This window comes from Kitasatospora sp. NPDC085895 (assembly GCF_040702125.1).
Lineage (GTDB): Bacteria > Actinomycetota > Actinomycetes > Streptomycetales > Streptomycetaceae > Kitasatospora > Kitasatospora arboriphila.
In genome coordinates, this window is the sequence record NZ_JBFBJY010000088.1 from 1 (window position 1) to 19,688 (window position 19,688).

The 19,688-nt window shown below is 74.2% G+C and carries 21 protein-coding genes; 12 read left to right on the top strand and 9 right to left on the bottom strand.

Annotated elements, in window-relative coordinates; genetic code table 11:
• Positions 1–117 precede the first annotated feature (117 nt).
• The gene (locus AB0442_RS35090; RefSeq protein WP_344621642.1) at positions 118–489 is read right to left on the bottom strand and encodes a DUF1844 domain-containing protein; all 372 of its coding nucleotides are present in this window, start codon (positions 487–489) and stop codon (positions 118–120) included.
• 421 nt (positions 490–910) lie between these two features.
• Between AB0442_RS35090 and infC the strand changes: the two genes are divergently transcribed.
• The 9 genes from infC (at position 911) to AB0442_RS35135 (ending at position 10,410) form a co-directional block, all read left to right on the top strand.
• Positions 911–1,636, top strand: a complete 726-nt coding sequence (gene infC / locus AB0442_RS35095; RefSeq protein ID WP_366167640.1) for a translation initiation factor IF-3 — start codon at positions 911–913, stop codon at positions 1,634–1,636.
• A 130-nt stretch (positions 1,637–1,766) separates the two neighbouring features.
• A complete protein-coding gene (rpmI, locus tag AB0442_RS35100) occupies positions 1,767–1,961 on the top strand; it encodes a 50S ribosomal protein L35 (protein ID WP_263102510.1) in 195 nt (64 codons plus the stop codon).
• A gap of 103 nt (positions 1,962–2,064) precedes the next feature.
• Entirely contained in the window at positions 2,065–2,448 is a 384-nt protein-coding gene (rplT, locus tag AB0442_RS35105) for a 50S ribosomal protein L20 (RefSeq protein ID WP_030268651.1), read from the top strand.
• Positions 2,449–2,543: 95 nt separating this feature from the next.
• The gene (locus AB0442_RS35110) at positions 2,544–3,419 is read left to right on the top strand and encodes an RNA methyltransferase (RefSeq protein WP_363543587.1); all 876 of its coding nucleotides are present in this window, start codon (positions 2,544–2,546) and stop codon (positions 3,417–3,419) included.
• Positions 3,420–3,466: 47 nt separating this feature from the next.
• Positions 3,467–4,570: an ATP-binding protein gene (locus tag AB0442_RS35115; RefSeq protein WP_359983234.1), complete on the top strand. Its 1,104-nt coding sequence runs from the start codon at positions 3,467–3,469 to the stop codon at positions 4,568–4,570.
• A 234-nt stretch (positions 4,571–4,804) separates the two neighbouring features.
• Positions 4,805–5,926, top strand: coding sequence for a phenylalanine--tRNA ligase subunit alpha (gene pheS, locus AB0442_RS35120; protein ID WP_363543589.1), 1,122 nt, complete (start codon positions 4,805–4,807; stop codon positions 5,924–5,926).
• The gene (gene pheT, locus AB0442_RS35125; protein ID WP_366167621.1) at positions 5,926–8,439 is read left to right on the top strand and encodes a phenylalanine--tRNA ligase subunit beta; all 2,514 of its coding nucleotides are present in this window, start codon (positions 5,926–5,928) and stop codon (positions 8,437–8,439) included. Before pheS ends, pheT begins: the two co-directional genes overlap by 1 nt.
• Before the next feature lie 261 nt (positions 8,440–8,700).
• On the top strand, positions 8,701–9,579 hold the full coding sequence (locus AB0442_RS35130) for a chitosanase (RefSeq protein WP_366167622.1): 879 nt from the start codon (positions 8,701–8,703) through the stop codon (positions 9,577–9,579).
• A 96-nt stretch (positions 9,580–9,675) separates the two neighbouring features.
• Entirely contained in the window at positions 9,676–10,410 is a 735-nt protein-coding gene (locus AB0442_RS35135; protein WP_344621649.1) for a hypothetical protein, read from the top strand.
• Positions 10,411–10,840: 430 nt separating this feature from the next.
• Here the strand turns inward: AB0442_RS35135 and AB0442_RS35140 are convergent, their stop codons facing one another.
• From AB0442_RS35140 to AB0442_RS35150, 3 genes are all read right to left on the bottom strand, one after another.
• The gene (locus tag AB0442_RS35140) at positions 10,841–11,311 is read right to left on the bottom strand and encodes a hypothetical protein (RefSeq protein ID WP_366167623.1); all 471 of its coding nucleotides are present in this window, start codon (positions 11,309–11,311) and stop codon (positions 10,841–10,843) included.
• A gap of 101 nt (positions 11,312–11,412) precedes the next feature.
• Positions 11,413–11,640 carry a hypothetical protein gene (locus AB0442_RS35145; RefSeq protein WP_344621651.1) on the bottom strand — a complete coding sequence of 76 codons (228 nt, stop codon included), beginning with the start codon at positions 11,638–11,640 and terminating at the stop codon, positions 11,413–11,415.
• Positions 11,641–11,748: 108 nt separating this feature from the next.
• Positions 11,749–12,612, bottom strand: a complete 864-nt coding sequence (locus AB0442_RS35150) for a 3-hydroxybutyryl-CoA dehydrogenase (RefSeq protein WP_359983956.1) — start codon at positions 12,610–12,612, stop codon at positions 11,749–11,751.
• 232 nt (positions 12,613–12,844) lie between these two features.
• Here AB0442_RS35150 and AB0442_RS35155 point away from each other — a divergent pair, with 232 nt between their 5' ends.
• Positions 12,845–13,663 (top strand): SDR family oxidoreductase, encoded by an 819-nt coding sequence (locus AB0442_RS35155; protein WP_363543597.1) that lies wholly within the window; start codon positions 12,845–12,847, stop codon positions 13,661–13,663.
• 24 nt (positions 13,664–13,687) lie between these two features.
• Here the strand turns inward: AB0442_RS35155 and AB0442_RS35160 are convergent, their stop codons facing one another.
• The 5 genes from AB0442_RS35160 to AB0442_RS35180 all read right to left on the bottom strand — a co-directional run bounded on the left by AB0442_RS35160 (position 13,688) and on the right by AB0442_RS35180 (position 18,155).
• Positions 13,688–14,698 (bottom strand): 2-dehydropantoate 2-reductase N-terminal domain-containing protein, encoded by a 1,011-nt coding sequence (locus tag AB0442_RS35160; protein WP_366167624.1) that lies wholly within the window; start codon positions 14,696–14,698, stop codon positions 13,688–13,690.
• 64 nt (positions 14,699–14,762) lie between these two features.
• A complete protein-coding gene (locus tag AB0442_RS35165; RefSeq protein WP_366167625.1) occupies positions 14,763–15,527 on the bottom strand; it encodes an alpha/beta hydrolase in 765 nt (254 codons plus the stop codon).
• Entirely contained in the window at positions 15,520–16,416 is an 897-nt protein-coding gene (locus tag AB0442_RS35170) for an arylamine N-acetyltransferase (RefSeq protein WP_366167626.1), read from the bottom strand. The genes AB0442_RS35165 and AB0442_RS35170 overlap by 8 nt, the downstream gene beginning before the upstream one ends.
• Before the next feature lie 61 nt (positions 16,417–16,477).
• The gene (locus AB0442_RS35175) at positions 16,478–17,131 is read right to left on the bottom strand and encodes a GNAT family protein (protein ID WP_366167627.1); all 654 of its coding nucleotides are present in this window, start codon (positions 17,129–17,131) and stop codon (positions 16,478–16,480) included.
• Positions 17,132–17,222: 91 nt separating this feature from the next.
• Positions 17,223–18,155, bottom strand: a complete 933-nt coding sequence (locus AB0442_RS35180; protein WP_366167628.1) for a DMT family transporter — start codon at positions 18,153–18,155, stop codon at positions 17,223–17,225.
• A gap of 112 nt (positions 18,156–18,267) precedes the next feature.
• Between AB0442_RS35180 and AB0442_RS35185 the strand changes: the two genes are divergently transcribed.
• Both AB0442_RS35185 and AB0442_RS35190 read left to right on the top strand, forming a co-directional pair.
• Entirely contained in the window at positions 18,268–19,038 is a 771-nt protein-coding gene (locus tag AB0442_RS35185) for a PLP-dependent aminotransferase family protein (RefSeq protein WP_366167629.1), read from the top strand.
• Positions 19,005–19,649 (top strand): PLP-dependent aminotransferase family protein, encoded by a 645-nt coding sequence (locus AB0442_RS35190; protein ID WP_366167630.1) that lies wholly within the window; start codon positions 19,005–19,007, stop codon positions 19,647–19,649. The genes AB0442_RS35185 and AB0442_RS35190 overlap by 34 nt, the downstream gene beginning before the upstream one ends.
• Positions 19,650–19,688 lie beyond the last annotated feature (39 nt).

Consider the following 19,688-nt stretch of genomic DNA (forward strand, 5'->3'; position numbering starts at 1 on the left):
GAACCGCGCGGGACGGAAGTGACGGCGTTGCGCCTTCCGTCCCGCGCGGTTCCCCGCGCCCCTCAGTGGTCACCTGCTCGAAACGGGCGAGCCCTGGTCCCTGGTTCGCCCCGTGTGTCAGGAGTAGACCGGGCCGGTGAACTTCTCGCCGGGGCCGGCGCCCGGGGCGTCCGGGACGACGGAGGCCTCGCGGAAGGCGAGCTGGAGGGAGCGCAGCCCGTCCCGGAGCGGTGCGGCGTGGAAGTTGGAGATCTCGGGGGCGCCGGCGGTGACCAGCCCGGCGAGGGCGGTGATCAGCTTGCGGGCCTCGTCGAGGTCCTTGTCGGCCTCGCCGCCCTCGGCGAGCCCGCACTTGACGGCGGCCGCGCTCATGAGGTGGACGGCGACGGTGGTGATCACCTCGACCGCCGGGACCTCGGCGATGTCGCGGGTGAGGTCGTCGAAGCCGACGGCCTGCTCGTCGTCGTGCTCGTGGGGCTGGCTGCTCAAGGTGGCTCACTCCGTCTGGCCGGTGGACGTACACAGGGAGCGTACAAGGCGGCGTGACCGGGGCCGGAATAACGGTGGCCGCCCGAACGCTGCTATGATTCGAGACTGACCGGCCAGGAGTCCGTACGGACACCCGGCCAGCAAGTGGAGGCTCCACCCAGGAGGCCCGAGAGGGCAACCGCGACAGTCTCCCACCTGATCGGCCCCCGGGTCGACGGGTCCGGTCCGCGACGTGCGCCGCGAGGTGCGCGATCGTCAGTGGCGTCCCGCCAGGGGCGCCCCGGTTGTGTGGAGCCCCGCCTGTACCGTGCGGGGCTTTTTTCGTGCGTTCGGTGCCTGTTCCCGGGCAGCGGAGCATGAATGAAGCCCCGCCCAGTGGTCGAAACCACGACGTGCGACCGCCGCCCGACGGCCGCACTGAATTAGGTGCAACCGAGGAGGCCCCATCAGCACCGAGCCCCGCATCAACGACCGGATTCGCGTCCCCGAGGTGCGACTCGTCGGTCCCAGCGGCGAGCAGGTCGGCATCGTGCCGCTTGCCAAGGCGCTGGAGCTTGCCCAGGAGTACGACCTCGACCTGGTCGAGGTCGCGGCGACCGCACGGCCGCCCGTCTGCAAGCTCATGGACTACGGCAAGTTCAAGTACGAGTCGGCGATGAAGGCCCGTGAGGCGCGCAAGAACCAGGCGCACACGGTCATCAAGGAGATGAAGCTCCGGCCGAAGATCGACCCGCACGACTACGACACCAAGAAGGGTCACGTCGTCCGGTTCCTCAAGCAGGGCGACAAGGTCAAGATCACGATCATGTTCCGCGGTCGTGAGCAGTCCCGCCCCGAGCTGGGCTTCCGACTGCTGCAGCGTCTCGCGGAGGACGTCCAGGACCTGGGCTTCGTGGAGTCCTCGGCCAAGCAGGACGGCCGTAACATGATCATGGTTCTCGGCCCGCACAAGAAGAAGACCGAGGCGATGGCCGAGGCGCGCGCCCTCGCGGACGCCCGCAAGGCCGAGCGTCAGGGCCGCACCCCGGGTGCCGCCGCTGAGGCCCAGGCCGACGAGGCCCCGGAAGCCGTCGAGGCCGACGAGGCCGTCGAGGCCGCGCCCGCCGCCGAGGTCGAGCAGCCGGCCGACACCGAGCAGGAGAGCTGAGCCGAAAGGCCCAGGCCCCGCACGGACGGCCACAACGGCCGGGGCTCCCGTCCCGGCCAGGAGAACAATCCACTCCCGGCCCGCACAGCACTGTGCGGGCCGGGGCGGACCGACGAGGAGATACGGCGACATGCCGAAGCAGAAGACGCACAGCGGCGCCAGCAAGCGCTTCAAGATCACTGGCTCCGGGAAGGTGCTGCGCGAGCGTGCCGGCCGTCGCCACCTCCTGGAGCACAAGCCCTCGACGCTGACCCGCAAGCTGGCCGGCAACGCCGAGATGGCCCCCGCCGACGCCAAGAAGATCAAGAAGCTTCTCGGCAAGTGATCGCCCGCCCGCGGCGCCCCCGCGGGACCGGCTGATCCTTTCCGACCCAATCGATTGACGGACCGCCAGGAGCCATCCGCGGTCCAACCCAAGGAGTAATCAAGTGGCACGCGTCAAGCGGGCAGTCAACGCCCACAAGAAGCGCCGGGTCATCCTCGAGCGGGCCAGCGGTTACCGCGGCCAGCGCTCCCGCCTTTACCGCAAGGCCAAGGAGCAGGTCACCCACTCGCTCGTCTACAACTTCAACGACCGCAAGAAGCGCAAGGGCGACTTCCGTCAGCTCTGGATCCAGCGCATCAACGCTGCGGCCCGTGCCAACGGCATGACCTACAACCGCTTCGTGCAGGGCCTGAAGGCCGCGGGCGTCGAGATCGACCGCAAGATGCTCGCCGACCTGGCCGTCAACGACGCCGCCGCGTTCGCCGTGCTGGTCGAGGTCGCGCAGAAGGCGCTGCCGGAGGACGTCAACGCCCCCAAGGCCGCCTGATCCGGGCCGAGCCCCGGTAGGTGAGCTCTTCGGGCCCGCAGGCCGTACCGCCTGCGGGCCCGATGCGCATTCCAGGCCCCTCAGAGAACGAGAGCATGCAGAGCACCGACACCCCCCTGCTGACCTCCCTGCGCTCCCCGCGCGTCGTCGCGGCGCGACGGCTGGCCCGGCGGAACCAGCGCGGCAAGGACCGCCGCTTCCTGGCGGAGGGCCCGCAGGCCGTCCGCGAGGCCGTGGCGTACGGGCGGCTGCCGGGCTCGGCCGAGCACGCGGTGGTCGAGATCTACCTCACCCCGCAGGCGCTGGAGCGGCACGCCGACATCGCGGACGCCGCCCGCGCGGCCGGGCTGCCGCTGCTCACCGCCACCGAGGAGGTGATCGCGGAGATCTGCGACACCGTCACCCCGCAGGGCGTCGTGGCGCTGTGCCGCTTCATCGACACCCCCTTCGAGGAGGTGCTGGCCTCGCGGCCCCGGCTGGTCGCGGTGCTCGCGAACGTCCGCGACCCCGGCAACGCCGGCACCGTGCTGAGGACGGCCGACGCCGCCGGCGCGGACGCCGTGGTGCTCACCGACGCCTCGGTGGACCCGTACAACCCGAAGGCCGTCCGGGCCTCGGTCGGCAGCCTCTTCCACCTGCCCTTCGCCACCGGCGTGCCGATCGAGGAGGCCGTCGCCGAGCTGCGGGCGGCCGGGGTGCGGGTGCTGGCGGCGGACGGCGCGGGCGAGCGCGACCTCGACCAGGAGCTCGACGAGGGCACCCTCGGCGCCCCGGTCGCCTGGGTCTTCGGCAACGAGGCCTGGGGCCTGCCGGAGGAGACCCGCGCACTCGCCGACGAGGTGGTGCGCGTGCCCATCCACGGACACGCCGAGAGCCTCAACCTGGCCACGGCCGCCGCCGTGTGCCTCTACGCCTCGGCCCGTGCGCAGCGGTCGCCCGGAGGGTGTCGCACACGGCCGCAGGAGCGCTAGGGTCGGCCTCGGCGGGGAGCACGGTGGTGGGTCAGGGGAGGACACCCATGGTCGGCAGCGGGGCGGAGCTGGACCCGGACGACCTGCCCGACGGCCTGGTCGTCGCGGACGCCGACGGCCGGGTGGTCTGCTTCAACCGGGCCGCGGCCCGGCTCACCGGGCGCCGCCGCGACGCGGTGCTCGGCACCCCGCTGGAGGACGCCCTGCCGCTGGAGGACCTCGACGGCCGCCGCTGGTGGAAGCTCACCGACCCGTACGGCGGCCTCGCGGTGCGCACCGGCCAGCCCGAGCGGAACCTGCTGCTGCCCGGCGGCTGCGAGGTGCTGGTCTCCGCCCGGTACGTCCGGGAGCGGCCCGGCGGCCCGGTGCAGCGGGTGGTGGTGGCGCTGCGCGGCACCGAGGCCCGGCGGCGCACCGAGCGCAGCCACGCCGAGCTGATCGCCACCGTCGCGCACGAGCTGCGTTCCCCGCTGACCAGCGTCAAGGGGTTCACGGCGACCCTGCTGGCCAAGTGGGAGCGGTTCAACGACGGGCAGAAACGGGTGATGCTGGAGACCGTCGACGCCGACGCCGACCGGGTCACCCGGCTGATCGCCGAGCTGCTCGACATCTCCCGGATCGACGCCGGCCGGCTGGAGATCCGCAAGCAGGTGGTCGACCTGGCGGCGGCCGTCCGCCGGCACGTGGACGGCAAGGTGGCCGCCGGCATCCCGGCCGAGCGCTTCGACATCCGGATCGCCGACGGCCTGCGCCAGCAGTGGGGCGACCCGGACAAGATCGACCAGGTGCTGGCCAACCTGCTGGAAAATGCCGTGCGGCACGGCGAGGGGACTGTCACCATCGAGGTGGCCCCCGCCGTCGAGATCGTCGAGGCGGCCGGCCGGCAGCATCCGGGCACCCCGCCGAGGACGGTGGAAGGGACAGCGGTCACCGTGAGCGACGAAGGCAGCGGCATCCCCGAGGAGTCGATGCCGCGCGTCTTCACCCGCTTCTGGCGCGGCTCCAAGCGCGGCGGCACCGGTCTCGGCCTCTACATCGTCAAGGGCATCGTGGAGGCGCACGGCGGCGTCATCCGGATCAGCCGGGCCCCCTCGGGCGGCGCCCGGTTCCGATTCACCCTGCCCGCGGGCGTGCCGGACTTCATGCTGTAGGTCCGCGCCCGGCGGGCTCCTCGCGCACACGGCCACGGACGGCGAACCGGCCGTCGGCGTGCTGCGACTACACTCGACCTTTGGCGTTGTGGGACGCCCTGCGCGGCCGTGCCGCGGACACCCCTCCCGGTCACCTCCCGGCACCGGCCAGGGGCTGCCCGTGTTCCGGCCACGCCGGGCGTAGCGCAAGGGCGAGCCATCCACTTCACGAGCAGGAGCACGGGAAAGATAGAGATGTCGGCACCCAACAAGTCGTACGACCCGGTCGAGGTCGAGGCCCTCAAGCCCGAGGTGGTGGAGCAGGCCCGGGACGAGGCGATCGCCGCGTTCGCCGCCGCCGCCGACCTCGACGCGCTGAAGCAGGCCAAGGTCGCCCACACCGGCGACCGTTCGCCGCTCGCGCTCGCCAACCGTGAGATCGGCGCGCTGCCGCCGCACGCCAAGGCGGCGGCCGGCAAGCTGATCGGCCAGGCCCGCGGAGCCGTCAACCAGGCCCTGGCGCGCCGCCAGGCCGAGCTGGAGGCGGAGCGGGACGCCCGCGTGCTGGTCGAGGAGGCGGTGGACGTCACCCTGCCGTACGACCGCGCACCGCGCGGCGCCCGGCACCCGCTGACCACCATGGCCGAGCGCATCGAGGACACCTTCGTCGCCATGGGCTACGAGGTCGCCTCCGGCCCCGAGGTCGAGGCGGAGTGGCTGAACTTCGACGCCCTCAACCTGCACCCGGACCACCCGGCCCGCTCCATGCAGGACACCTTCTTCGTGCAGGCCCCGGACGGCTCCGCCGACTCCGGCGTGGTGCTGCGCACCCAGACCTCCCCGGTGCAGATCCGCACCATGCTCGACCGCCAGCCGCCGCTCTACGCGGTGAGCCCCGGCCGGGTGTACCGCACCGACGAGCTGGACGCCACGCACACCCCGGTCTTCCGCCAGGTCGAGGGCCTCGCGGTGGACGAGGGCATCACCTTCGCCGACCTCAAGGGCACCATCGAGGTGCTGGTCGAGAAGCTGATCGGCGGCCACCTCGAACTGCGCTGGCGCCCCTCGTACTTCCCGTTCACCGAGCCGAGCGCCGAGGTGGACCTGCAGTGCTTCGTCTGCCGCGGTGAGAGCGTCGGCAACCCGGACCGCCCCTGCCGCACCTGCTCCTCCGAGGGCTGGATCGAGCTCGGCGGCTGCGGCGTCGTCAACCCCCGGGTGCTGGTCGCCGCCGGTGTCGACCCCAACCGCTACAGCGGGTTCGCCTTCGGCCTGGGCCTGGAGCGAATCCTGATGAACCGCCACAACGTCGCCGACATGCGCGACATGGTCGAGGGTGACGTCCGCTTCACCCTCCCGTTCGGGATGGAGATCTGATGCGCGTCCCGCTTTCCTGGCTGCGCGAGTACGTCGACCTGCCGGCGGGCGAGACCGGCCGCGACGTGGCGGCCCGGCTCGTCCGGGCGGGCCTGGAGGTCGAGACCGTCGAGCAGCTCGGCGGCGACCTCAAGGGCCCGCTGGTGGTCGGCGAGGTGCTCTCCATCGAGGAGCTGTCCGGCTTCAAGAAGCCGATCCGGCACTGCTTCGTCAACGTGGGCGACGCGAACGGCACCGGCGAGCCGCAGGAGATCGTCTGCGGCGCGACCAACTTCCAGGTCGGCGACAAGGTCGTCGTGGTGCTCCCGGGCGCCGTGCTGCCCGGTCCCTTCCCGATCGCCGCCCGGCAGACCTACGGCCACACCTCGGCCGGCATGATCTGCTCCGCCCGCGAGCTCGGCATGGGCGACGACCACAACGGCATCCTGGTGCTGGAGTCGCACCTGGAGCCCGGCACCGACGCGATCGAGCTGCTGCAGCTGGTCGACGAGGTGCTCGACATCGCGGTCACCCCGGACCGCGGTTACTGCCTGTCCATGCGCGGCGTCGCCCGCGAGGCCGCCGCCGCGTACGGGCTGCCGCTGGCCGACCCGGCGCTGCTCGACGTGCCCCCGGCCAACGCCTTCGGCTACCCGGTCAAGGTCGCCGACCCGGCCGGCTGCGACCGCTTCGTCGCCCGCACCGTCACCGGTGTCGAGCCGGCCGCGAAGTCGCCGATCTGGCTGCAGCGCCGCCTGCAGAAGTCGGGCATCCGCCCGATCTCGCTGACCGTCGACATCACCAACTACGTGATGCTCGAGGTCGGCCAGCCGCTGCACGCCTACGACCGGAACCGCGTCCGCGGCGCGATCCTGGTTCGCCGCGCGGAGGAGGGCGAGACCCTCACCACGCTGGACGGCGTCAAGCGCAAGCTGTCCGCCGAGGACCTGCTGATCTGCGACGACTCCGGCCCGATCGGCCTGGCCGGCGTCATGGGCGGCGCCACCACCGAGATCCTCGACCCCGTCCTCGACCCGGAGACCGGCGAGGTCGTCGGCTCCACCGAGGTCGTCATCGAGGCCGCCCACTTCGACCCGATCAGCGTCGCCCGCACCGCCAAGCGCCACAAGCTGCCCTCCGAGGCGTCCAAGCGCTTCGAGCGCGGCGTCGACCCGGAGGCCGCCCGCGCCGCCGCGCAGCGCGCCGTCGACCTGCTGGTGCTGATCGCCGGCGGCACCGCCGAGGCCGGTGTCACCGACATCGCCGCCCCGCACCCGCTGCGCACCATCGCCATCGCCGCGGACCTCCCGGACCGGGTGGCGGGCACCGAGTACGGCCGCGAGACGGTCACCCGCCGCCTGCAGGAGATCGGCTGCACCGTGGTCGGCGCCGACGTCCTGGAGGTCACCCCGCCGAGCTGGCGCCCCGACCTCACCGACCCGTACGACCTCGCGGAGGAGGTCATCCGGCTGGAGGGCTACGACAACGTGCCCGCCCGGATGCCCAACGTGCCGCCGGGCCGCGGCCTGACCGAGGCGCAGCGCTTCCACCGGCGGATGGGCGTCGCGCTGGCCGGCGCCGGCTACGTCGAGATCAACGCCTACCCCTTCCTGGGCGAGGCCGCGTTCGACGGGCTGGGCCTGGAGAAGGACGACGAGCGCCGCCGCACTGTCAAGCTGGTCAACCCGCTCAACGACGAGGAGCCGGCGCTGCGCACCACGCTGCTGCCGGGCCTGCTCGGCGCGCTGCGCCGCAACGTCGGCCGCGGCAACACCGACCTGGCGCTGTTCGAGACCGGCACGGTCTTCCTGCCCAAGGCGGAACTCAAGGTCGCGCCGCGGCTCTCGGTGGAGCGCCGGCCGACCGAGCAGGAGCTCGCCGAGCTCAACGCCGCACTGCCGGACCAGCCGCGCCGGGTCGCCGTCGCGCTGGCCGGCGAGCGCCAGCCGTCCGGCTGGTGGGGCAAGGGCGTGCCGTCCGGCTGGGCGGACGCGGTCGAGGCGGCCCGCACCGTCGCGCGCGCGGCCAACCTGGAGCTGACCGTCCGACAGGGCCAGCGCGCCCCCTGGCACCCCGGCCGCTGCGCCGAGCTGCTGGTGGACGGCCGGGTGGTCGGCCACGCCGGTGAGCTGCACCCGCGCGTCGTCAAGGCGCTGCACCTGCCGGAGCGCACCAGCGCGATGGAGATCGACCTGGACGTGCTGCTCGCCGACGGCGTGCGGAAGGTCAGCGGTCCGCCGGTGTCGGCGTACCCGGTGGCCACCCAGGACGTCGCGCTGATCGTGGGCAGCGAGGTGCCGGCCGCCGAGGTCGAGGCCGCGCTGCGCGAGGGTGCCGGCGCCCTGCTGGAGTCGATCCGACTGTTCGACGTCTTCACCGGCGAGCAGGCCGGCGAGGGCAAGAAGTCGCTGGCGTACACGCTGCGCTTCCGCGCGGACGACCGCACGCTGACTGCGGACGAGGCCTCGGCCGCCCGTGAGTCGGCCGTCGCGGCGGCGGCCGGGCGCACCGGTGCGGTGCTGCGCGGCGCCTGACGCCACCCGGCCCGACGGGCCCCGTTCCGGACTCCGCGTCCGGGACGGGGCCCGTCGGCGTTCCCGGCCCTGGTCGCCAGCCGCCCTGCGGGCACGGCGAGTCGGCGAACGTTAGGTGGGCCTTAAGGCTGCGTGCAGGTTGGTCCGACCCTCTTGCGGGTTGAATGCCATGGCCGCTTCAATCCTTGTTAGGAAAGTTTCCTAACCGGAGCGTCCCGGGCATCCCCATGCCTGCGCGCGAGTCGACCGACGGAGCACCAGATGACTGCACAGTCCCGCACCGCCCGCACCGACGTCCGCACCCACCGGGCCCGCAGCCGGGCCGGCCGCACCGCACTCGCGGTGCTGCTCGCCGCCGTCCCGCTGACCGTCGCCACCGTGACGATCGGCGCCGACGGCGCCGGCGCGTCCGTGGTCAGCGCCGCGTCGGTCGGCCTGGACGACGCCCACAAGAAGGACATCGCCATGCAGATCGTCTCCAGCGCGGAGAACTCCTCGCTGGACTGGAAGGCCCAGTACAAGTACATCGAGGACATCGGCGACGGCCGCGGCTACACGGCCGGCATCATCGGCTTCTGCTCCGGCACCGGCGACATGCTGGACCTGGTCGAGCACTACACCGACCTCAAGCCCGGCAACGTCCTGGCCAAGTACCTGCCCGCGCTGCGCAAGGTGAACGGCACCGACTCGCACAGCGGCCTCGGCGCCGCCTTCACCAAGGACTGGGCCGCCGCCGCCAAGGACACCGTCTTCCAGAAGGCCCAGAACGACGAGCGGGACCGCGTCTACTTCAACCCCGCCGTCCAGCAGGCCAAGGCGGACGGCCTGCGGGCGCTCGGCCAGTTCGTCTACTACGACGCCATCGTGATGCACGGCCCCGGCGACAGCTCCGACAGCTTCGGCGGCATCCGCAAGGCGGCCATGAAGAAGGCCAAGACCCCCGCCCAGGGCGGCGACGAGGCCACCTACCTCAACGCCTTCCTGGACGCCCGCAAGGTGGTCATGAAGAAGGAGGAGGCGCACTCCGACACCAGCCGGGTGGACACCGCCCAGCGGGTGTGGGTCAAGGACCGCAACTTCGACCTCAACACCCCGCTGAAGTGGAAGGTCTACGGCGACAGCTACCAGATCAACGGCTGATGCCGCGCCGGGCCCGGGGACGGTCCCCCGACCCCCGTCCCCGGGCCGCGGTAAATCGCACGACAGCGCGGACGGACCGCTGTTAGCCTCCCGGGCGTGGCGAAACTCAACCAGATCATCGCGGTCGAAAAGGGCGTCAAGTCCAAGTCCTTCCAGGAGCTGACGACGGCCCACCACGGCCTGCAGAAGCCCGCCCTGCTCGCCGGGATCTCCCGCACGTACCAGCCGAAGGACGAGGAGGGCGAGCAGCTCCCGCCGGAGTCCACCCGCGTGCAGGTGCGCGCCGAGGACATCCTGCGCGACACCGCCGCCTCGCTCACCCGGCTGTTCGACGTGACCGCCACCAAGGACCACGCCAACTGCGCCGCCCGCGCTGACGTCGTGGTCGACGGCCGGCCGCTGCTGACCGACGTGCCGGTCACCTACCTGCTCTTCCTGGAGAAGCAGCTCACCGACCTCTACACCTTCGTCCGCAAGCTGCCGGTGCTGGACGCCTCCGAGTCCTGGACGCCGGACGCCTCCACCGACGCGTGGAAGACCGAGCCGGTGCGCACCATCCGGACGAAGAAGGTCCCCCGCAACCACGTGAAGGCGGAGGCCACCGAGAAGCACCCGGCCCAGGTCGAGGTGTACTACGAGGACATCGCGGTCGGGTACTGGACGACCGTGAAGTTCTCCGGTGCGCTGCCGGCCCGGCGGGTCAACGAGCTCGTCCAGCGGGTCGAGAAGCTGCAGCAGGCCGTGCAGTTCGCCCGCGAGGAGGCCAACGCGGCGGAGGTCGTCGACAAGCGGGTCGGTGACGCCGTCTTCGGCTACCTGTTCGGCCAGTGACGGCCGGACCCACGATCCCCCTCCTTGAGCGGAGGGGTGCGCGAACAGCGCAGAAGCTGACACTGAAAGTGAAGCTGACACAGGGGTGACAGTGGAGGTTCGAATCCTCCCCCCGGCACCACGCGCCGGGGTGGCCCAAGCGGCAGAGGCAGCCCCCTGAAACTCAGACTCCCGCTCAAGTCTCAGCATCCGCCGCCGAGCGCCGGATCGAACGGGTGCGGACGGAAAGCCTCGGATGCGGGTTCAAGTCCCGCCTGTGCCTCTCCCCGTGGCACGGTAGTTCAAAGGCAGAACACGAGGCTCTGAAGATGATCCGCAGCCTTAAACGTGCCGGTGCGCGCAATTGGGTGGCACCTCAGGGGCCCGGGAGCTGGATACCGCTCCCGGGCCCCGTCACGTCCGCCGCGTCACGTCCGCCGCGCCCACCGGGTCACGGGCAGAGCGCCGCCTTGACGATCACCGCGATCATCTGGCCCTGCTGGTCGGTCACCTTCGCGCCGGTCGCCGCGAAGTAGGTGGTGGTGTTCTTCGCCACCGTCGCGTCGTCCTTGCCGGCCTTGATGTCCGCGCAGGTCTGCTGCGCGGCGGCGACGGTCTTCTGGTTGTCCGCGGCCAGCTTCGGGTCGATCTGCTTCAGGCCGGCGACCATCGCCAGCTCCTTGGCCAGCTGCGTCGGGTCGGCCGTGCCGGCCGCCTTGGTGGGGGCGGTCGGGGCGGCGGTCGACGCCGCCGGCGTCGCGCTGTCGGCCGCGGCCGGGGTGCTGGCGGCCGGGGCCGCCGCGGTGGCGGCGGAGGACTTCGCCGGCGCGGCGGTGCCGCCGCCGTCGCTGCCGCACGCGGTGAGGGACAGGGACAGGGCGGCGGCAGCGGTGAGGGTGGTGACGATCATTCGAGTTCGCATGGCATCACGGTGTCAGAACGATCACCGTATGCCGAGGCCTGTGACCATGCTGTGACGGCGCTGTGCCACGGGAGTGGCGCAGGCCCTCCGGTCGGCGGGGGTCACCCGGCGGGTGCCGCCTCGTACTCGCCGAGCCCGACCCGGACGAGGTCGCCGGAACGGCACAGCTCCATCAGGTCGCGGCGGATGATGTGCGGCTCCGGGGAGGTGTCGTACTGCGCCTCGGCCCGCCGCCAGTCCCAGCGGCCGCCCTCCTCCCGGATGGCGGCCAGCAGCCGCTGGCGGCGGGCGGTGACGAGGACCCCGCGCGCGACGCTGATCCCGTTCAACTGGACTACCCCTGTGGTGAGCTGCTCGGGTGGCTGGAGGTGGTGGTGCGGGTGCGGCGCCCCGCCCGAGGGGCCACCCCGGACGGGGACGCCGCGGGCCCGCCGGGATCAGGCGGTGTAGTCGTAGAAGCCGCGGCCGGACTTGCGGCCCAGCAGGCCCGCGTCGACCATCCGGGACAGCAGCGGCGGCGCCGCGTACAGCGGCTCCTTGTACTCGTCGTACATCGAGTCGGCGATCGACACGATGGTGTCCAGGCCGATCAGGTCGCACAGCCGCAGCGGGCCCATCGGGTGGGCGCAGCCCGCCTCCATGCCCTTGTCGATGTCGGCCGCGGTCGCCACGCCCGACTCGAACATGCGGACCGCCGAGAGCAGGTACGGCACCAGCAGGGCGTTCACCACGAAGCCGGCCCGGTCGCGGGCGCGGATCGGCTCCTTGCCGAGCGCCTGCACCGTGAACTCCTCCACCCGCGCGGTGGTCTCGGCCGAGGTGGTCAGGGTCGGGATGACCTCGACCAGCTTCTGCACCGGCGCCGGGTTGAAGAAGTGCAGGCCGATGACCTGCTCGGGGCGGCTGGTGGCGGCGGCCAGCTTCACGATCGGGATGGACGAGGTGTTGGAGGCCAGGATCGCGTCCCGGCGCTCGACCACCCGGTCCAGCGTCTCGAAGATCTGCACCTTGATGTCCTCGCGCTCCGCGACCGCCTCGACCACCAGGTCGCGGTCGGCGAAGTCGGCGAGGTCGGTGGTGAACGAGAGCCGGCCGAGCGCCTCGTCCCGCTGCTCCTCGGTCAGCTTGCCGCGCTTGACCGCGGTCTCCAGCGAGTTGGTCAGCCGGGTGCGGCCGAGCTCCAGGGCCTCGCCGGTCGCCTCGGAGACGAGCACGTCCAGACCGGAGCGGGCGAAGACCTCGGCGATGCCCGACCCCATGAGGCCGCAGCCGATCACTCCGACGCGCGCGATGTCACTCACTCAGTTGCCCTTCACGGTGGTGCCGGGGGTTGCCCGGCGAGGTGCTGTTCAGCGGCCCGGCGCCGGGGCTCGGTGGGCCCCACACGCGTGTCCTGGTCGACCGTACTACTCCCGGGCGCCGGACGGTGGCGCTGGGCCGTTCGGATGACCCCGGGCCCCGGTCCGGCCGGGCGGCCCGGCGCCGCGGCCGGACCGGACCAGAATGCGGAGCAGCCGCAGGAGGGAGCACGCAATGGGGACGGGATCACTCGCCGGCCAGGTGGGCCTGGTCACCGGGGCGGGCCGCGGCATCGGCCGGGAGATCGCGATCGGCCTGGCCGCCGAGGGCATGATGGTCGGCCTGGTCGGGCGCACCCACGCCACGCTCACCGAGACGCTCCGCGAGTGCGTCAAGCACGGCTCCCGCGGGGTGGCGGTCAGCGCCGACGTCACCCGGCCCGGCAACGTCCGGGAGGCGGTGCGCACCGTCGAGCGCGACCTCGGCCCGATCGACCTGCTGGTCAACAACGCCGGCGAGATCGACCACGTCGAGGTGCCGCTCTGGGAGGCCGACCCCAACCAGTGGTGGCACGTGCTGGAGACCAACCTGCGCGGCCCGTTCAACCTGCTGCGCAGCGTCCTGCCCGGCATGGTCGAACGCGGCGGCGGCCGGGTGATCAACATGAACTCGGGCTTCGCGCTGCGCCCCGACGGCGTCTACACCGCCTACGCCACCTCCAAGGCGGCCCTGCTCAAGCTCTCCGACAACATCGCCGACTCGCTCGCCGAGCACCGCGTGGTCGTCCTCGACATCAGCCCCGGCGCCGTCCGCACCGACATGACCGAGGCCATGCCGATGTTCAAGGACAAGAAGGACTGGGGCTCGGTCGCGTACATGGTGGCCGTCGCGGTGGACGCCGCCCGGGGCCGCTTCGACGGCCTGCACGGCCGGTTCGTGCACGCCGGCCGCGACGACCTGGAGCAGCTGTGCGCCCGTGCCGCGGAGATCCGCGACGCGGACGCCCGGACGCTGCGGCTGCGCCCGTACGGGCCGGACGACCCGGTGGTCTGAGCCGCCGGGTCAGGCCTCGGGCGGTCAGGTCTCCGGGCCCGACGCCTCCAGCAGCGCCGCCAGCTCGGCCTCCGGCAGACTGCCCGGCGCCCGGCCCTCGCGGGCGAAGGCGTTGGCCAGCCGCTGCAGCGCCGCGTTCAGCGGGGTCGGCACCCCGTGCTGCCGGCCGAGCAGCACGATCTCGCCGTTGAGGTGGTCCGCCTCGATGTCGCCGGCGCCGCGGGCCAGGCTCTGCCAGGACGAGCCGCCGCGCCGGCCCTCCCCGTCGACCGGCACCAGGGTGACCCGGCCCGACCAGGCGGCCCGCTGCTCCTCACGGTCGGCCCGGCCGATCCCCGCGGCGTCGAGCACCGCCTCGCCCTCGGCGACCGTCCGCCGGGCCAGCTCCAGCCGCAGCTCGCCGTCGACCGGGCCGCCCACGGCCTCCAGGGCGTTGTTCAGGTTGCCGAGCAGCTTGGCGTACTTCCAACGCATCACGTCCGCGCTCGCCCGGGCGCCGACGTGCGAGGCGGCGAGGTCCGCGGCGATCCGCCCGGCGGTGTCGTCGCTGCCCCGGGGGAAGTGACCGACGTGCAGCACGCCGCTGACCGGGCTGCCCTGGGCGAGGACCCGGCCCGGCTCCAGGTGCGAGGAGGGCAGCCAGACGCACACCCCGTACACGCGGCGGAAGCGGCGCAGCGCGAGGCGCTCGTTCTCGACGCCGTTCTGCGCGCACAGCAGCGGCAGCAGCTCGCCCGCGGTGCCGCCGCCGGCCACCGGGCGGGCCGCCCACGCGTCCAGCAGCGGCAGCGAGTGCTGCGTCTTCACGGCCAGCACCAGCACGTCCCCGCGCCGCAGCTCCAGCTCCTCGGGCCCGCCGACGGCCGGGACGGCGAGGGTGCGGCTGCCCTCCGGGGTGGTCAGCCGCAGACCGTCCTCGCGCAGGGCCGCCAGGTGGGCGCCGCGGGCGACCAGCACCACCTCGTGCCCGCCCTCGTGGAGCCGCCCGCCGACCGTCCCGCCGACCGCACCGGCGCCGATGATGACGTATCGCATGCCCCCGACCCTGGCACGTTCCGGGCGGGACGCGCCAGGGCCGGTGCCGCCGGTCGACGTCCCGTCAGCGCGCCGCGGCGACCGCCCGGGCGAAGCCGTCCGGGTTGTCGAGCATGACGTTGTGGCCGCAGTCCGGGACGGCGACCAGCCGCACCCCGGACGCCGCCAGCCGCTCGGCGCCGTCCGGCGGGCCGTCGGCCGCCGGGTGGAGGAAGGTCCGCGGCTGCGGCAGGCCGATCAGCAGCTCGCGCATGGTGGGCACGGTCGCCCGGACCAGGTGGACGGCGCTGCGGTGCAGGGCCGTCCGCCCGGCCAGCCGCATCGTCGACCACCAGTGCGGCCCGACCCCGTCGCGGACCTGCCGCCAGGCACCGGCCAGGAACTCCTCCTCGGTGAACGAGGCGAGGCCGCTGCTGCCGCCGCCGGGCGGACCGGGCAGCGGCACCGGGTCGAGGTTGGCGTCCACCAGCACCAGCCGGGACACCAGCTCCGGACGGCGGGCCGCCAGCACGATCGCGACGGCGCCGCCCATGGAGTGCCCGACCAGTTCGGCGCCGTCCGCCCCCGCGGAGCGCAGGGCGGCGGCCAGCGCGTCCGCGTGCTCCTCCAGCGTGTAGCCGAAGTCCTCCGGGCGGTCGCTGAGGCCGAAGCCCAGCAGGTCCACCAGCAGCGACCGGCGCCCGGCGAGCAGCGGATGCAGCGCCGCCTCGGTGAAGTACGCGGGGGAGGAGGCGCCGAGGCCGTGCACGAAGACCCGGGCCGGGCCGGCGCCGGGCAGCTCGACCCAGCGGATCCGGTCGCCGGCCGGGGTGACGGGAGCGCTACGCACCGGCCACCTCCGGCTCCGCCACTGCCTCCGCCGCCGTCCTCGCCGCCTCGGCGGCCCGCCAGGCCAGGTGGGCGCCGTGCACCTGCTGCCAGAGCGCGGCCCGCCGCTCGGCGGGGACGTCCGACAGGTCCAGCCCGAAGTGCCCGGTCAGCAGGCCGAACCACTCCTGCTCGTCGGTGACCTCGCGGTCCTCCCGGCCCGCTGCGCCGACCCGCACCAGCAGACAGCCGCGCAGCGCCTCGAAGCCGTCGGCGCCGCGCCGCATCGTGCAGAAGACCTGGACGAACGAGGACTCCGGCGAGGTCGACAGCCGGACGTGCTCACGGACGAAGTCCTCCGGCCCGGCCGGGACGGGCGAGAACTCCATGCCCCGGAACGAGCCCTGCGGGTCGTGCTCCAGCCGCCAGCCGCCCGCCACCACCGCGGACGGCGCCATGCCGAACCGCAGCGCCCCCTGCCGGTGCGTCCCGGTCCGCAGCGGCAGCGGCTCGTACAGACCGTCGCCGAGGCCGACGTCCGCCAGCCACGCCCCCTCCGCGGTGCGGACGGTGAGCGCCATGTGGTTGCCCGCCGCACCGACCGGCTCCGGGTCGACCTGCCGCTGCACACCGGCCACGTGCCGGGTGGCGTCGAAGCCCAGCGCCTGCAGCAGCGCCGAGAACGCGCCGTTGAGGTGGAAGCAGTAACCGCCGCGGCCGCGCACGATCCGCTCCGCGGACTCGACCGGGTCGACCGTCGTCGGACGGCCCAGCTGGATCTCCAGGTCCTCGTACGGCACCTGCTCGACGTGGGCGCGGTGCAGGGCGGCCAGCGCGTCGGCGGTCGGCGCGGCCGGGCGCGGCAGGCCGAGCCGCCGCAGGTACCGGTCGACCAGATCGGGGTTCAGCATGCGGGGGTCCACCATCTCCGTGATCGCTCGTCGGTCCGGCAACGGGGTTCTCGGTGCCGGTTCACTCCTGCGGGCCCAGCCCGAACTCCGGCAGGCAGGGCCCGAGCCCGGTCAGCTCGACCGCCGGGCGGTCCGTCCGCTCCCAGTCGGCGCGGCTCAGCCGCAGCCGACGGGTGACCCGCAGCCGGCCCTGCACGTTGTCCCGCTGGACACCGTCCGGCCGGTAGCCCAGCCGGGCCGAGACCGCCAGCGACGCCGGGTTGTCGGTGAACGCGGCCGAGGTCGCCTCCTCCGCCCCCAGCCCCGCGAAGGCCAGGTGCAGCACGGCCGAGCGCATCTCCCGGCCGAACCCGCGGCCCTGGTGGGCCAGGCCGAGCCAGGACCCGGTGCGCACCTCGCGGGTGACGGCGAAGTCCTCGGCGCTCACCGCCTGCACGCCGATCGGCCGGCCCCGCGCGAACACCACCAGCGTCAGCGCCCAGTGGTCCGGCGACCAGGTGCCCCGCCGCAGCCAGTGCTGCTGCACCACGGCCCGGGCGCGCTGCGCCGGCGGCACGTCCGTCCAGGCGCTCAGGAACGGCATCCGGTCGGGCTCGTGGAGGCCGGCCGCGGCCACGTCGCCCAGTTCGGCGAGCTCCTCGTCGGAGGGCAGCCGCAGTTCGAGTCGGTCGGTGCGCAGCCGCAGCCCCAGCAGCGGCCAGTGGTCGGAGAGCATTCCGGCATTCTGACCCGCCGTCGGGCCGCGCCGCACCCGGTTTCCGCCGTACCCGACCCGCATCGGCCGCCGTGCGGCGCGGGGGCCGTCCTCACGGTGCCACGGGGCCGCCCGCCGCCCGCGCCCGGCCCGTCCGGGGCATTCGGGCCCGGCCGGGCCGCCGGGTCCGCAGGCCGAGGCAGACCCCGGCGCCGACCAGCACCGCGCCCAGCAGCTCGCCGGCCCGCGGCACCCCCTCGCCGAGCGCCGCCCCGGAGAACGCGGCGGTGATCGGCACCAGGCCCGCGAACAGCCCCGCCCGCTCCGCCCCCAGCAACTCCAGCGCCCGGTACCAGAGCAGGAAGGCCACACAGGTCATCGGCACCGCCAGGTACAGCAGCGCGGCCAGCTCCGAACCGCTCGGCACCCGCAGGGCCGCCCGCCCGTCCAGCAGCACCGCCGCCCCGGCGAACATCGGCACCGCCAGCACCGTCACCCACGCCGACACCCCGACCGGCCCCAGCCGCGGCAGCAGCGGCACCGCCAGCAGCGAGAACCCCACCTCGCAGCCGAGGGTACCCAGCGCGAGGACCGTCCCGACGGCGTCCCCCGCGCCGAACCCCTGCGCGGTCGCCGCGCCGGCCGCGACCACCCCGGCCGCGACGACCGCCCGCCGCCCCGGCCGGCCTCCGGCGAGCAGCGGCCCGAGCACCGCCATCAGCAGCGGCGCGGCCCCGACCACACTGCCCACCCCCGCCGGACCCGAGTGCCGCAGCGCCTGCACCAGCAGCACGTTGAAACCGACCAGACCGGTCGCCGAGAGCAGGGCGAGGCGCCCCCACTCGCGGGCCGTCGGCCGCGGCGCGCCGGCCGCCGCCCGCAGCGCGAGGGGCAGCAGCAGCCCGGCCGCCAGCAGGTAGCGCAGCGCCTGCCCGCCCAGCAGCGGGTAACCGGCGAAGGCCGCGCTGACACCGGTCGAGCAGCCGAGCATCGTCATCGCGGCCGCGCCGCGCAGACCGCCCGAGGCGGTGGGGGAGAGGGGCACGACCGCCACGCTAGGACGCGGGTGGTCCGCAGCCCAGGTCCACTTCCGCACCCCGTCCGTGGACCACTTCACGGCGCCGGCCCCGGTACCCTCGCGGGACGGAGGTGATCCGGTGACCGAACTCCTGCTGCCGTTCGACCCGTCCGGGGGCAGCGGCCTCACCGCCCGGCTGACCGCCGCGCTGCGCGAGGCCGTCCGGCGGGGCCGCCCGCCCGCCGGCGGACGGCTGCCCGCCACCCGCACCCTCGCCCGCGACCTCGGCGTCTCCCGCGGCACCGTGGTCGAGGCCTACGCCCAACTCGTCGCCGAGGGCTACCTGGTGAGCAGGCAGGGCGCCGGCACCCGGGTCGCCGACGGCATCGCCCCACCGCCGCCCGCACCGCCGCCGGGCCCGTCCGCCCCCGCCGTCCGGTACGACCTCAAGCCCGGCACCCCCGACCTCTCGCTCTTCCCGCGGGCCGCCTGGCAGGCCGCACTGCACCGCGCCCTCGTCGCCGCCGAACACACCGCCCTCGGCTACGGCGACCCCGCCGGGCACCCCGCACTGCGCGCCGAACTCGCCGCCCACCTCGGCCGGGTGCGGGCCGCCGCGGCCGACCCGGGACGCCTCACCGTGGTCGGCGGCGTCGCCCAAGGGCTCGCCCTGACGGCCCGGCAGCTCGTCCGGCACGGCCACCGCGCCGTCGCCGTCGAGGACCCGGGCTCGCCCGGCACCTGCGGCCTGCTGCGCGCCCACGGCCTCGAACCGGTCGGCATCCCCGTCGACGCGTACGGCCTGGACGTCGACGCGCTCGCCCGGACGGGCGTCCGCGCCGTCCTCGTCACCCCGCCCACCAGTACCCGACCGGTGTGGTGCTCGCCCCCGAACGCCGGGCCGCCCTGATCGCCTGGGCCCGCCGCACCTCAGCCGTCGTGGTCGAGGACGACTACGACGCCGAGTTCCGCTACGACCGCGAGCCCGTCGGCTGCCTGCAGGGGCTCGCCCCCGACCTGGTCGTCCACCTCGGCTCGCTCAGCAAGTCGCTGGCGCCCGGCCTGCGGCTCGGTTGGGCCGTCCTGCCCGAACCGATGGTCGACGAGTTCCGCACCGACAAGCAGTACACCGACCTCGGCTGCTCCGCCCTCGACCAGCTGGCCTTCGCCCGGCTGCTCGCCGACGGCGGCCACGACCGGCACCTGCGGGCCGTCCGCGCCCGCTACCGCGCCCGCCGCGACGCCCTGGCCGAGGCGCTCGCCCGGCACCTGCCGGACGCCGCCGTCCGCGGGGTGTCCGCCGGCCTGCACCTGTACCTCGACCTGCCGCCGGGCTGCGCCGAAGGGCCGGTGGTCGAGGCGGCCGCCGCCCGGGGCGTCCGGGTCGAACCCGTCGCGCCGACCCGCCTCACCGCACCCGGCCCGCCCGCGCTCGTCCTCGGCCACGCCGCCCTGCCGGAGCGCGGGCTCGCCCTGGCGGCGCAGCTGCTGGCCGGGGCCGTCACCGAGACCCGCCGCTGACCGCAGGGCCGTGGGCCCGGTGGGCATCCTCAGCCCCGG

Excerpts from the sequence above, each read along its gene's own strand:
- pheS (WP_363543589.1), top strand. The coding sequence starts at position 4,805 with ATGTCGGCACCCAACAAGTCGTACGACCCGGTCGAGGTCGAGGCCCTC.
- AB0442_RS35140 (WP_366167623.1), bottom strand. The coding sequence starts at position 11,311 with ATGCGAACTCGAATGATCGTCACCACCCTCACCGCTGCCGCCGCCCTG.
- AB0442_RS35110 (WP_363543587.1), top strand. The coding sequence starts at position 2,544 with ATGCAGAGCACCGACACCCCCCTGCTGACCTCCCTGCGCTCCCCGCGC.
- AB0442_RS35115 (WP_359983234.1), top strand. The coding sequence starts at position 3,467 with ATGGTCGGCAGCGGGGCGGAGCTGGACCCGGACGACCTGCCCGACGGC.
- AB0442_RS35130 (WP_366167622.1), top strand. The coding sequence starts at position 8,701 with ATGACTGCACAGTCCCGCACCGCCCGCACCGACGTCCGCACCCACCGG.
- AB0442_RS35160 (WP_366167624.1), bottom strand. The coding sequence starts at position 14,698 with ATGCGATACGTCATCATCGGCGCCGGTGCGGTCGGCGGGACGGTCGGC.
- AB0442_RS35155 (WP_363543597.1), top strand. The coding sequence starts at position 12,845 with ATGGGGACGGGATCACTCGCCGGCCAGGTGGGCCTGGTCACCGGGGCG.
- AB0442_RS35175 (WP_366167627.1), bottom strand. The coding sequence starts at position 17,131 with ATGCTCTCCGACCACTGGCCGCTGCTGGGGCTGCGGCTGCGCACCGAC.
- rpmI (WP_263102510.1), top strand. The coding sequence starts at position 1,767 with ATGCCGAAGCAGAAGACGCACAGCGGCGCCAGCAAGCGCTTCAAGATC.
- pheT (WP_366167621.1), top strand. The coding sequence starts at position 5,926 with ATGCGCGTCCCGCTTTCCTGGCTGCGCGAGTACGTCGACCTGCCGGCG.
- AB0442_RS35170 (WP_366167626.1), bottom strand. The coding sequence starts at position 16,416 with ATGCTGAACCCCGATCTGGTCGACCGGTACCTGCGGCGGCTCGGCCTG.